Genomic DNA, 13,238 nt, shown 5'->3' with positions numbered 1-13,238 from the left:
ATCTCAAAAAAAGTGGTACTTACCAAATTATTGGCGAGTACCACTTTTTATTTTACTGGGTTTTGTCCCAGCCCCTTGGCCTGACCTTCCTACAGGTATATGAACATATGTAGTAAGAATTTTTACTGGATGTTCCTACTCTACATATCAACGCTTCAGCTTTTGTTGGATATCCTTTTTCAAGCCATCAATCTTAATTGCACGAGCTTGACCATCTTGATATACTTTTCTCTCTATTTCCTTAGCTGTTTCCCAGATAGAACGCTTTTCCTCTATCCCCTGCTTTGTCATATTGCTTTTCACAAACCAACCTACAGCTATGCCAATTGCTGCTCCGGCTGTAATTACACTGACGCTTTTACTCGTTATGTTCGTCATTTAATGGTGCTCCTTCATGCTGATCTTTCTTATGCTGTCTACGTTTTTGCAACCAGTAGTATCCAAGAGCAAATGTTCCGTATAAACCACCAGCTTTATTTTTATTAGTTACTTCCTTCGTATCTTCCGTTTTTTGCTTTAACGATTCCGTTACATCAACCAAGGATGAGGAAAATTTCCGAGTTACATTTCCAACATCACCGACAATATAAAATAACGGACTTAACTGTTTCATTTTTTCATTTATATCTGATAAGGTATGGTTACTTTCTTCTATTAAATTAGTGGTTTCCTTAAAAATGGAATTCATTTGATCCGGAAGCTGATTCACCGTTTTCTCGACACCATGAAGCACCCCCGCTAAATTATTTAATACATGTGCAATAAAAATAGCAATTATTAAACATGCAATCCCAATTAATAATACTCCAATACCTGTTAACATGATTATCCCTCTCTCCCTGAATGATTGTTTGATACATCAGCTGCTTCCTCTTGCTTATTCTGGGTAGGTGTATGCCGCTTCCATTTATCAAATAAATAAAATGCTGTTTCAGCCCAACGAATACCTTCAATATATGGTTTTGTCTTTTGCTCCATTTCGGCATCTGTAAGCTTAGAATTATTTTTCATTAATACATGATTTATCGTATTGATCGAGTTACCCATGTTCTCTACAGTTGCAAACACACTATCAGTTGCCTTCATTTTTTCTTCTATGTCGTCCATCATTCCATTCGTTTCTTGTAACATATGTGTTAATTGTGGGGTTACTTGTTGCATTTCTTGCCCAACTTCCCCTAATGTATTTCCCATCGTTCTCAGTGTTTTAGACACACGATGTAATACTAAGGCAATATACCCGACCGTTAATGCAAATGCAATACTAATCATTAGAATAGCTATATATATAATTCCTTCCAATTCGAACATCCCCCTTCCTATACATGCATTATACCACTTGAATACGCGAATAAAACGTATTGTGCTTTGACGATTACATCATGGAAATAATGGGTATATGGTAATTAAACTACATATGGAGGAACGTATATGTCAAATATAAAAGCAATTGCCAAGCAATTTACAGCAAAATTCAAAAGTGATAATGTTCCCTTGTTAGCAGCTGCCTTAGCCTACTACTTCTTATTATCTATCGTACCATTATTTTTAGTTTGCTTTGCCTTAATTCCATATTTTAATATACATCCTGATGATGCCATTACTTTTATTGAAGGTGCTCTACCTAATGAACTTTCAGCTATCTTCGAAGAAAATATTGTTCGACTTATCGAAACACCACGTGGTGGTCTACTTACCATTGGAATAATAGGAGCTATATGGTCATCTTCAGCCGGGATGAATGCCTTCATTAAAGCAACTAACGAAGCTTATGAAATGAATGAAACAAGGAACTTCCTCGTTGTTCGCATCATTGCACTCGGCCTCACCTTAAGCATGATTATAGCATTGGTTGTTGCCATTATCGTACCCATTTTTGGAAATGTCATTCTCCAATTTTTAGATTCCTTATTCTTCTTTTCTGCTACCACTGCTTTGTTATTACAAGTGCTTCGATGGACTGTTAGTCTCATTATATTATCAGGATTCATTCTTATTCTATATCGTGTTGCTCCGAATAAACGACTCCCTTTTAAACATATTATTCCCGGAACCATAACAGCTAGCTTTCTTTGGCAGGTTATCTCGTTAGGCTTTTCCGTATATGTCAGTAATTTTGGGAATTATTCTGCTACATATGGTAGTCTTGGTGGCATCATCATTTTATTAATTTGGTTTTTCCTAACTGGAATGATTCTAATAAGTGGTGCCATTATTAATGTTATATGCCATCAGAAGCAACAACAGTCAGATGATGAGAAGATTCTCACATCATCAATGTAAAAAAGCAGCCAAAAAGGTTCGTACAGATGTAGCAACTGGATTACGCGAGAAACTCCAGCGAGAAGAACGGCTGCATTAAGCCTCGCACCGAGTCGTATTTACTCCCTAGGAGTTGAACCACCTTCCGGGGGCTGGTTTAGGATGAGAGTTGTCTTTTAGGACAACTCCTCTATCGCGATAAGAAGCCTATCAAAAAGGGCTCGTACCAAGCAGTATCGCGAGGAGAAATGATACGCTTCCAACTATGGTCCCACTTAATTGGCGTTATAAATGTTGCCTGCTGCCGAAATTGACTTTCTGGATCCGCTGCAACTGCATCTCCAACAGTCACGCCAGAAGTTATCTCTAACATAGAATTCATAAGAATTCCCGTATCTACTTTCTGCTTCAATAAATTTCCCTCTTTTGTCATTTTCCATACATTACCTTGAGCGATCATATCTTCATATAAGACTGTTGCCTGTTCCGATGATTTCGTAATAATTGTTACATCTGCATGATAGCCAGGTAATAATGCTTGTTCAATCGACGCTTCCTGATTCTCATTATCTTTGGTAGATGCTTCCGTACCATCTGTTGTCTTTTCTTCCGTCTGATCCATTGTATCAGACGAACCGACAGCTTCCGGGTTTTCTACTGTTTCTTCTTTCTCTTCCTTCGCACCTTCCATATTTGCCTCTTCCTCATCTAATTCAAACGTTGCAGCAAAAGGGTAGATACTATCATCTTTTACAGTCACATTCCCTTTTGGAGCATCACTTACATGATTAATAGTACCTTCCAGACTTATATCTTTCTCGGAAATGCTAATCTCAACGGGTAAGCCTGCTTGTACAAGCGTACGCTCTTGTTCCGTCAACTCCCCCTCAGCATGTAGAGATGCACTTTCAATCGTTATAATTGGATCTTGCAATGAGGAAGATACCGATGCAACTCTACCTTCATATGGACTTTCCACCGTAATCGTATCACCCGTCGTTTGAAGCTCTTGTAATTGATTGTTAATACTTGTTAACGCAGCATTTTTTTGTGCCAATTCTTTTTCCTTTTCTACAATATATTGCTCTTTAACCAAATTGGCTTGGATCGGATCTTGTGGAAACTCTACACGCATTTCCTCCGATGTTATTTCTAATGATGGGGATGCTTCTGTATTTGTTTGCGGAATCTGATAAGCTCTCATTTGTGTAATCGCCTGTTGAATAGCAGCAATTTCACCCTCTATCTGATCTGCTTCTTGAATGAGATTCGACTCCGCTTCATAATAATTGTCTACCGTATAAGAAAAAAGTGCATCTCCCGCACTAACTTGGCTCCCCTCTTTTACCAGGAATTCATTAAAGCTTCCTGGTTGAGGATCAAAGTACACGTGGTTCGCTTCCGTAGCAGCTAACACCCCAGAAGTATGCAACTTTTCTTCCATATCCATCTGATTAACCTGAGACCAGTCAGAGATATAAGCAATTCGATCTACTTTTTTTTCATCATCGATATAAACCAATACAAAATTAACACCAATAAATAATACAATAGCGACTTGCAGAAAACGTTTTTTAGCCTTTTGCATTATCCAAACCACCCATTCAAGATGTATCGATCAGTATATGCTATCAATGCAGCAAGAATCCAATAACACATATGTAACCCTATTACAATAAGCCAAAGCCACTTTTTCTTTATATCTGATAAATAACCTATGTATTTGACTTGAAAATAAATGATCCAGAGCTGAAATAATGAAATGGCTCCGAAAAAATAAATAAACAGCGTATTGTCGAAAAGGTATGATGCAATAATCCCTAGAGATAAAGGAGATACATACCAATCTAGCCCATTAAAAACTGCTAACGGAATCCATATTAGTCTTTCAATTAAAACTACCAATAAGACAACCTGTTGCATGATTAATAGTTTCCGATAAGGTACTCCTGTAATAACATAGAAAATCAATGAAGGTATAAACAACACTAACGCTGTAAATAAAACTGCAAAGGCTACCCTTCCTACCAGAAACCAAAATTTTTGTTGCTCATAGATTAATGGCTTTAGCTCCATAGCTCCTGACGAAAGAAGATTTGTTCCTATGCCTACGTAGGCCATCCAACCGTATAAGATGACAGTACATAAAAGAAGTAAGAAATTCATTTTCCACAGATTTTTTATTTTCTCTGCTTTCTTTACTCGAAATAAATGATCTTCTATGGAAAACAGAAATTTACCCATGTTGCTATAATAAGTCATCTGCTACATCCCTCTTCTATATTTCAATTATCAGAATTACAAATATTGCCTTAATTTTATCGTAGAATCGGATAAAAATCTATTGTTTTTGTAAAAATTGACAAGATCCTACAACATATGAAGTCAAAATGCTACGCTTATAATCAATGATAGAATGGCCAAAAGAGATAGCAAAATAAGCTTTGGCGAAAAAATGCGCTCGTCCTTACATAAGGAGCAAGCGCATATACCTTCATTAATTTACTATTTTTATACTTGATTGTACTCTATTCAATGCTTGTCGTATATCATGAATAATGTCTTCACTGTCTTCTAAACCTGCTGATAGGCGGATTAGACCATCTGTAATCCCGTACTTCAAACGTTCTTCAGGTGGAATTGACGCATGTGTCATCGAAGCAGGATGCTGAACCAATGTTTCCGGGTCGCCCAAGCTAAAAGATATCATAGCTAATTTAAGATGGTTTATAAACATTTTTCCTGCTGGGCACCCTCCTTTTACTTCAAATGATACAATTCCTCCCATCCCACGCATTTGTTGAATTGCTAATTGATGTTGAGGGTGTGAAGATAGACCTGGATAGTGAACTGTATCAATCATTTCATGCGTTTCTAAATACTCCGCTATTTTTTGAGCATTTTCACAGTGCTTATTCATACGTAACGCCATTGTTTTTATTCCTCGAATTATCAGGAATCCATCCCAAGCATTTAATTGTTGACCAAGATCACCTGCAATTCTCTTTCGCATGAATTGAATAGTGGATGCATTACTAATAATCAAACCAGCTAATACATCTCCGTGTCCGTTCATATACTTCGTTGCACTATGAATGACAACATCGGCACCTAATTGTAACGGATTCTGTAGATACGGGCTCATAAATGTATTATCAATAATTAAAGGAATATTATAACGCTTACATAAATTAGCAATTGCTTTTATATCAAGCACTGTGAGTCTCGGATTCGACGGAGTTTCAATATAAACAGCTTTCGTATTATCCCTTAAAGCACGCTTTATAGAAGATAGCTTCGTACAATCTACAAAACTAACATCAATTCCAAAGCGTGGGGCAAGAGAGTGTAAGAAACTAAACGTACCTCCATAAACATCCTTTGTTACTATTACATGATCACCATTTTTTAAAAAGGTTAATAATGCTGTGGAAATTGCCGCCATTCCACTAGCTAAGCCTAAACAGGCTTCCCCACCTTCTAAAGTCGCTACTTTCTTTTCCAAGGTCTGTACAGTTGGATTACCATACCGCCCATAATAGATTCCTTCCCGTTCTCCTGAAACTACATCTGAAGCTGTTTCTGCATCTGGAAAAGCATAAGCTACAGCAGGTGTAATACATTGTGTGATCATCCCTGTCTTAGCATCTGGCTTTAAGTTCTCATGAATTAGTTTCGTATCTCGCTTCCAATCCATATTCTCTCTCCTTTCACTATCTTACGTTTTGTATAATTGTATACAATTATTTTTAGATGGAAGCATAAGTTAATATAACTCCTCCATCTTTTTAATAGCAGTATCTAGACTTTTCATAACATGCTGCTGTGAAATAAGTTCCGCTTGATGCGCATCGCCTTTTATCATATGGTCTAATATTAAAGCATGATCATCTAGCTGATTTTCCGTTGAATCTGTTGTTTGTATTAGGCCTAACCTTCGATAACGATTTATATGATTATTTAGTGTAAGTAGAATTTTCTTTGCCGTTTTATTTCCACTTAGCTCATATAAGTAAGAATGGAACTCCATACCGTATTGAATATGATCATCTTCCAATCCCTGCTTTTTAGCCTTATTTATCAGTAGCGTTATATTCTTTAAATGGTAAATATCTTTTTCTGTAGCATGTTTTGTCGCATCTCTAGCGATTTTACCTTCTAATATACTGCGAATCTCAAAAATTTCCCTTGCCTCTGTGATAGAAAGTGGCGCAACCTTTAATCTGCCATTCTGTTTTCTTACCAATAATTCTTCAAATTCCAATTGTTGTAATGCGGCACGTAGAGGTGTTCTGCTAACTTCTAATTCCTTAGCAAGACTTTCCTCAATAACGTCCTGATTAGGCTCCATTTGCCCACAAATAATTTTGTTTTTTATCTCCTCATATACATAATCCTTCGTTCCAAGACGCATTTTACTTCACACCCTTCCTATCCACCACTTGTGATTTTGTATAATTGTATACAATTATTTTGTGCTAACTCTACCCAAATGTCAATAAGAGGTTCATTCTTTATAGACTATAATAAAAGAAGCGACGTTGATAAGCCGCTTCTCCATCAATAGTTATTAAATGGTACTTGTATCTCGTACCATTACCAATCCAGAGACAATACCTGAATGATCCTCTTCTCCATTAAACCGGAAACCCAACCGCTCATATAAGGCCTGCGCCTTTGTATTATCTCGTGTGACACTTAGATAAATCATTTCTGTATCATATAGTTCTTCAATATGCTTGAGAAGGATTGGCAAAATCTTTGATGCATAACCAAGTCCCTGGTACTTCGCATCGATCATAAAACGATCTAGCCAAACGTCACCTTCTCGTTTTACTTGACCATACATAGCATAGCCAATTGCTATTTCTCCATCATATAATCCTACAGATTGCCATTCCGATTCAAACATCGATTGAACAATGGAGAGCGCATTACTCTCAATGTAGTCCTGCTGATTTTTCTTTACCGAAAGACAAGCAATCGTTTGCCAGTTTTCAGTCGATACCTCACGTATATGGAGGTCCATGTTCCCACTTCACTTTCTTCAATTTGTAAACATCATACACGTTTATCTCACATATAACCGGTAGTAACCCTCCCACTTATCAATATTGGGGGATCGACTGCCAGTACATGTCCGATTGGTTCAAAAGCCTTTAGCTCATACCCCTGTGATACTATACAGGAGATAAATTAATACGTTAACCTAGAAGCTTGCCTACAAAACTAAGTTCTATTTAAGGGTGCTTTCATAACAAAATGGATCTGTTTTTTTATATTACTTTTAATAATAATTTTTTCAGAAGTGGTGCAAAGTGATCAGGAAGTTCGGAAACGCTTGGAACGAGAATACGATGCTTACCATAAATATTCTGCATTAGCTTATCTGCCAACTCATCTACTTCACCATCAGCGAGAAAAGTACCAATGACTTCCATTCCTTTTTTTCGCGCCTCCAGAACTGCAAGATTTGTATCGACAATGCCATTTTGATTATAATTAGCTGCTGCTGGTTCCCCATCAGAGAATACTAGTAAAAATTTATGTTTTTCACGGCGGGCCTCTAATTGCTCTGCTGCTACTCGAATACTAAATCCATCACGATTATCTTCTTGAGGCTCGAGCTGCATAATTTTTGGTCCATTATTTTGGTATAAGGAATCGGAAAAGGAGTGAATGATATGAAGATAATTAGGCTGGTAATGATCCGTTACCTCCATAGCATCTTCCCAGAATCCCATGATAGAATGTGGGATTTGAAAGGATTTAAGCACTTCATGAAATAGTACAATTCCTCGCTTTGTTTCTTCCATCTTTCCATGCATCGAGGCAGAACAATCTACTAGCAATGTAAAAGCGGCATCTAATTCCTTCGATTCTTGATTCTTCTTATAGAATATTCGTGGCTTCTCATCAAGCACCATCGGCAATAATTTTTTAGACAATCTGCCAATCATTAAATCCTTTCTTGCTGCATTCTTCTTATGTTCCAGTGTTTTTGTTATAATCGTCGATAGCTTGCGCTTATAGTTTTCAATATCTTTCACAAAATCAAGATATACATTAATATCCGCTTGGGAAGGAGGGCTTGATTGTTTGACACATTTTACCGCATTCTTATTTGCTTCCCCATATATTGCATCTCTGCCGCTTCCTGGCTTTATTTCTTGTTTATCCAAAGTGTCTAAATCTGAGTAATCCTTATTTTTAGTTTGTCCTGATGACCCTTGAATCGTTCCCATTGCTTGATCACCATCTTCTGTTTCTCTGGCACCATTGCCCATGATATTCGTTTTAGTACCAACTTCTAATTCAAATTGCAGAAAGGTCTGCTGTCGATCACTATTCTCATTTTCCCGATGCCAGGTGGAAAACTGTTCATCCATATATTCATTTTTCTCTTCGTCCAATTCTTCGCTATCCTCATTTGCAAGCTCATCCGTCCTTGTTAACTCATCAAATAATGTGTTTTTAGTATATTTATCAATATGATGAATGGGAAATACAAAATAATCATGAATTGTATCTACGTATCCTTCATGAAGACGGGAAACAATTTGCTCGACAATCCCTGAAACAGCTTGTGTACTTCTAGCTTCATATACAGAATAAATAAGTGGCTTGACCTTATTTAATTGCTCAAGCTGTGATTGTGAAGCTCTCGGAAAATTAGGGTCTGGGCTATTCGATTGTAAAGTTAAATAAATCAAGCAAAATAATTCATCTAATGCTAGGCCCCTTGTAACATGTGCAGCACGTTCATTTTCAAATTTATGTTTATAGTAATTTTTCCGAACAGTAAATACATGCTTTGTCCCCGGGCGTTCTTGCTTTATTTTCTCCTCTAATCGAATATCTTCAAATAATGCAAATAGTTGAGAAGCGAATTTTGGCAACGAAGATTCATTTACGGTGTGTAAAAATTCCTTCATAGCCTGTATATCAGAATAACGAAACGATCCAATTGTTCGTAAAAAAACATCCGATTTCAAGCCAGCCACTTTTACATTGGGACTGGTAGTATCCCAGGTTCTGCTTGCGGTTACCTTCCCATCTAATAAATCAATATAAGAACCAAAACTATACTCGAATAATAGCTCGGGATTACTGGATAAAACCGTAGTCAGATCCTGCAATTGCCGAAATAAATTAGTATCTACTTTAGAATCATGAAAACGATACATCGTATAATCTCCTAACTAGAATAAGGTTGCCGCCAGATTCAAGACAAACTCCCTCTCCCTATCTTCTTCCAGTTTATCAACAATGGCTCGTTGAATCGCTCGTTCCGCAGGAATAAGGACACTTAAGTCACATGCATCTAGTAAAGCACGAATAGACGCTGCATCTTCAGCTATTTTCCCTTGAACTACGGCTTGAATGAGGTCAGCTGACAACGTAACAAATAAGTCAATGGTATGCTCATCATTAAGTTGCGTATTCTCTTGAATCAGTTGCTTTAGTTGCTCACCTTCGATATAAGGTATTTCAATCACAACAAAACGGTTTTTTAATGCCTCATTGAGCGGAACGGTACCAACATACCCTTCATTAATGGCAGCAATTACATTAAACCCTTTATTGGCAGACACCAGTTCATTTGTAAATGGATTCGTTATCGTTCGACGATAATCCAAGACTCCGTTTATTAAAGGCAATGTTTCCGGTTTTGCCATGTTAATTTCATCAATATATAAAAATGTGCCATGTTGCATCGCATTAATGACAGGTCCTGAAACAAATTCGATAACCTGCTGATCATCTTTATTTGCAAGTGTTTTAAAGCCTAACAGGCTTTCAGCGTCTAAATCAACGGAGCAATTGACACTAAACATTGGTTGTTGAAATAGCATAGAAAGTGTTTCAGCAAATTTGGTTTTTCCAGCACCAGTTGGACCCTTTAACAGAATGTTTTTCCCCATGCTGAGCGCTGAGATGGCATCTATTAATAATTCTTGATTCGGCGGCATATAACCACCCTCACCAATTAATTCCTGAAATGCGTTGCTATTCCTGTTATAGCTATTCAATAGTTCTGTCATTTTGTCTGATAATTCATAGTTCGTACGCATACATAAACTCCTTTCAGAGCTATTGTATCTTTTTTTATGAGAAAAACAAAAGTTAGCTGTTTTATGACGCTATTAAAGGATAGAGATGAGAATTAACTAAATCACAAAAAAGCAGTATGTAACTCTTCACTATATATTACACCAATGAATTAACATACATCATATTGTGAAAAAATCACAAATGTATTCATGAATCTATGCTGGGGATAATACACAAATGAAAATGTCGGGAGGTAATGAATATGAGTGGAATTTTAAGTAGTAAAGTGGTGCTAATAGGTACAGGAGCGGTTGGGTCCAGTTACGCGTATTCATTGATAAATCAGGGATTGAGTGACGATATCATACTAGTGGATATAAATAAGAAAAAGGCTCAGGGAGATGTAATGGATTTGGATCATGGGATTGTATATGCACCTAGTCCCATGACGATCCGGTATGGGACTTTTAAAGATTGTAAAGATGCGGCGATTGTGGTTATTTGTGCTGGCTCAGCACAGAATCCCGGAGAGACAAGACTAGAGCTGGTGCAAAAAAATGTAAATATCTTCAAGTCAATAGTGGATGAGATTATGAAATCCGGTTTTGATGGTATTTTCATCGTAGCAACGAATCCGGTTGATATACTGGCTTATGCTACATGGAAATTCTCAGGCCTTTCAAAAGAGAGGGTCATAGGTTCAGGAACGGTCTTGGATACAGCAAGATTTCGAAGCCTGTTAGGAAGAGAATTTGGGATCGCTCCTATAAGTGTTCATGGGTATATTATCGGTGAACATGGTGATTCACAGCTTCCGGTTTGGAGCTCTGCTAATATTTCAGGCACACAAATCACTACCAAGATATCCCATGAAAGAAAAGAAGTGATCACCCAACAGGTTAAGGATGCTGCTTATCAAATTATTGAAATGAAAGGTGCGACCTATTACGGAATTGCAATGGCATTAGCGAGGATCACGAAGGCGATCCTGCGGAATGAGCAGGTGGTTTTACCAGTTGGTACGCTACTCGAAGGAGAGTATGGTGTCAATGATGTATATATCGGCGTTCCAGCGGTTGTTGACCGAAAAGGGGTTAGAAATGTGATTGAGCTCTCGCTGGATGAAAGAGAACAAGAAAAATTTGCGATCTCTGTACAACTATTGCAAGACTTTCAACAGAAGATAGGGTAATAGGGCAAGCTCATCATCCAATCATTCTTACTAAAAGGGAGTCATTTGTATGTTAGTTGAAAGTGTTAATCCGTTCGGTCATTTAGGAATCACAGCGATGGTTGCAGCCATTCCCGTTTTGTTATTTCTCTTGAGCCTGACTATTTTTAAAATGAAGGGCATACATGCAGCTATATTGAATCTTGGTGTAACGTTCATAATCGCACTGTTTGTCTTTAAGCTTCCTATTGAGGAATCGGTGGGCAGTGTCGTACAAGGTACCATAATCGGAATATGGCCGATTGGCTATATCATTATAATGGCAGTATGGTTATATAAAATTGCCGTTATATCCGGAAAATTTGATGTTTTACGAGGAAGTATCGCTGGGATTTCACATGATCAACGTCTACAGCTTTTATTAATTGGGTTCTGCTTTAATGCCTTCCTGGAAGGTGCTGCAGGCTTTGGTGTACCAATTGCCATCTGTGCTGTGCTCTTGGTTTCCCTGGGATTTAAACCTTTGCAGGCAGCCATGCTGTGTCTAATTGCAAACGGTGCTTCCGGTGCTTTCGGTGCCATTGGAATTCCTGTTGGAATTATTGATACATTTGCACTGGAGAATGTGACATCCATGAAGGTTTCCGTGATGACAGCCCTTACCCTACCAATCATTAACTTTACGATTCCATTCTTACTTATTTGGCTCATGGATGGATGGAAGGGAATCAAGGAAATATTCCCTGCTATTTTAGTGACGGCAGCGACCTATACTGTGTCACAGGCAGTCATCACGATCACCATCGGTCCAGAACTTGCGGATATTATTCCTTCTCTCTTAACGATGGGGGTATTAGCACTGTTCTTGAAGAAGTGGCAGCCGAAGAACATCTTTTTGCTTGATGATTATAAAAATAAGAGAGAAACCTATTCCATTGGAGAAGTGGTAAAAGCATGGTCCCCCTTTTATCTGTTGACCTTTTTTATCATGATTTGGAGCCTCCCTGTATTTCAAGGACTATTTGCAGAGGGGGGTATACTAGAATTTTCAGTTGTGAAGGGACTTATACCAGGTTCAACCATACCAATAACTGTCGATTTGCTCGGGGCCACAGGGACAGCAATCTTATTATCTGCCTTGACGACGGTGATCACTACGAAAGCCATCCACTTCAAAAAAAGCTGCAAGCTTCTGGGAAAAACCGTGGTTGAATTTAGTATTCCTATCGTCATGATCTGTGCCATACTAGGAATTGCCAAACTCATGACCTATGCAGGAATGACAACGGCGCTTGGTGAAACAGTGGCTAAAACGGGACAAGTATTTCCGTTATTGTCACCAATTCTTGGATGGATCGGTGTATTTATGACAGGCTCTGTTGTAAACAACAACACCCTATTCGCACCAATCCAGGCAACAGCGGGAAATATCCTAGGTACTAACCCATCTCTACTGGTTGCTGCGAACACAGCCGGAGGAGTCATGGCTAAACTCGTTTCGCCACAATCCATTGCGATTGCAGCAGCAGCCGTAGGTGAAACAGGAAACGAGGCCACACTCATGAAAATGACTCTTAAATACAGCTTTGCATTGCTCGCATTCGTTTGTATTTGGACATTTTTATTGTCCTTAATCTTTTAAAGTGCAATGGAATAGCGACAGAACCTAGTAGATAAGAAAAACGGAGCAAAATTCGCTCAGTCCTTATCACTAAATGCTCAGATTTACGCTTCCTCTAGTAGCTATTAT

13 protein-coding genes are annotated in these 13,238 nt (G+C 38.0%); 3 read left to right on the top strand and 10 right to left on the bottom strand.

Going from position 1 to position 13,238, the window contains the following annotated elements; all coding sequences use genetic code 11:
• Window positions 1–147 precede the first annotated feature (147 nt).
• From Q1A47_RS17840 to Q1A47_RS17830, 3 genes are read right to left on the bottom strand one after another with little or no spacing between them, the layout of a single operon-like run.
• Window positions 148–378 carry a hypothetical protein gene (locus Q1A47_RS17840; RefSeq protein ID WP_026682796.1) on the bottom strand — a complete coding sequence of 77 codons (231 nt, stop codon included), beginning with the start codon at window positions 376–378 and terminating at the stop codon, window positions 148–150.
• Window positions 359–823: a DUF948 domain-containing protein gene (locus Q1A47_RS17835; protein WP_246484927.1), complete on the bottom strand. Its 465-nt coding sequence runs from the start codon at window positions 821–823 to the stop codon at window positions 359–361. Before Q1A47_RS17835 ends, Q1A47_RS17840 begins: the two co-directional genes overlap by 20 nt.
• A 2-nt stretch (window positions 824–825) precedes the next feature.
• A complete protein-coding gene (locus Q1A47_RS17830) occupies window positions 826–1,302 on the bottom strand; it encodes a DUF948 domain-containing protein (RefSeq protein WP_051388451.1) in 477 nt (158 codons plus the stop codon).
• A gap of 129 nt (window positions 1,303–1,431) precedes the next feature.
• Here Q1A47_RS17830 and Q1A47_RS17825 point away from each other — a divergent pair, with 129 nt between their 5' ends.
• Window positions 1,432–2,283 carry a YihY/virulence factor BrkB family protein gene (locus tag Q1A47_RS17825; RefSeq protein ID WP_121604317.1) on the top strand — a complete coding sequence of 284 codons (852 nt, stop codon included), beginning with the start codon at window positions 1,432–1,434 and terminating at the stop codon, window positions 2,281–2,283.
• Between the two features lie 169 nt (window positions 2,284–2,452).
• Here the strand turns inward: Q1A47_RS17825 and Q1A47_RS17820 are convergent, their stop codons facing one another.
• The 7 genes from Q1A47_RS17820 to Q1A47_RS17790 form a co-directional block, all read right to left on the bottom strand.
• Entirely contained in the window at window positions 2,453–3,850 is a 1,398-nt protein-coding gene (locus tag Q1A47_RS17820; protein ID WP_166530989.1) for an HlyD family efflux transporter periplasmic adaptor subunit, read from the bottom strand.
• Window positions 3,850–4,506, bottom strand: a complete 657-nt coding sequence (locus tag Q1A47_RS17815) for a hypothetical protein (protein ID WP_226983597.1) — start codon at window positions 4,504–4,506, stop codon at window positions 3,850–3,852. The genes Q1A47_RS17820 and Q1A47_RS17815 overlap by 1 nt, the downstream gene beginning before the upstream one ends.
• A gap of 253 nt (window positions 4,507–4,759) precedes the next feature.
• Entirely contained in the window at window positions 4,760–5,959 is a 1,200-nt protein-coding gene (locus tag Q1A47_RS17810; protein WP_166530988.1) for a PLP-dependent aspartate aminotransferase family protein, read from the bottom strand.
• Window positions 5,960–6,028: 69 nt separating this feature from the next.
• Window positions 6,029–6,676, bottom strand: coding sequence for a GntR family transcriptional regulator (locus tag Q1A47_RS17805; protein ID WP_026682792.1), 648 nt, complete (start codon window positions 6,674–6,676; stop codon window positions 6,029–6,031).
• Between the two features lie 156 nt (window positions 6,677–6,832).
• Window positions 6,833–7,291, bottom strand: coding sequence for an N-acetyltransferase (locus Q1A47_RS17800; RefSeq protein ID WP_026682791.1), 459 nt, complete (start codon window positions 7,289–7,291; stop codon window positions 6,833–6,835).
• Window positions 7,292–7,538: 247 nt separating this feature from the next.
• A complete protein-coding gene (locus tag Q1A47_RS17795) occupies window positions 7,539–9,449 on the bottom strand; it encodes a nitric oxide reductase activation protein NorD (protein ID WP_121604315.1) in 1,911 nt (636 codons plus the stop codon).
• Between the two features lie 15 nt (window positions 9,450–9,464).
• Window positions 9,465–10,337, bottom strand: a complete 873-nt coding sequence (locus Q1A47_RS17790) for an AAA family ATPase (RefSeq protein WP_026682790.1) — start codon at window positions 10,335–10,337, stop codon at window positions 9,465–9,467.
• Window positions 10,338–10,573: 236 nt separating this feature from the next.
• Between Q1A47_RS17790 and Q1A47_RS17785 the strand changes: the two genes are divergently transcribed.
• Together Q1A47_RS17785 and Q1A47_RS17780 are read left to right on the top strand one after the other, a co-directional pair.
• Window positions 10,574–11,509 carry an L-lactate dehydrogenase gene (locus Q1A47_RS17785; protein WP_034679671.1) on the top strand — a complete coding sequence of 312 codons (936 nt, stop codon included), beginning with the start codon at window positions 10,574–10,576 and terminating at the stop codon, window positions 11,507–11,509.
• A 49-nt stretch (window positions 11,510–11,558) separates the two neighbouring features.
• Window positions 11,559–13,130: an L-lactate permease gene (locus Q1A47_RS17780; protein WP_026682788.1), complete on the top strand. Its 1,572-nt coding sequence runs from the start codon at window positions 11,559–11,561 to the stop codon at window positions 13,128–13,130.
• Window positions 13,131–13,238 lie beyond the last annotated feature (108 nt).

The sequence above is a fragment of the uncultured Virgibacillus sp. genome, from assembly GCF_947495635.1.
Classification (GTDB): domain Bacteria; phylum Bacillota; class Bacilli; order Bacillales; family Amphibacillaceae; genus Virgibacillus; species Virgibacillus salarius.
The sequence above is the reverse complement of the archived record's forward strand: the minus strand, read 5'-3'. Positions and strand labels throughout refer to the sequence as shown.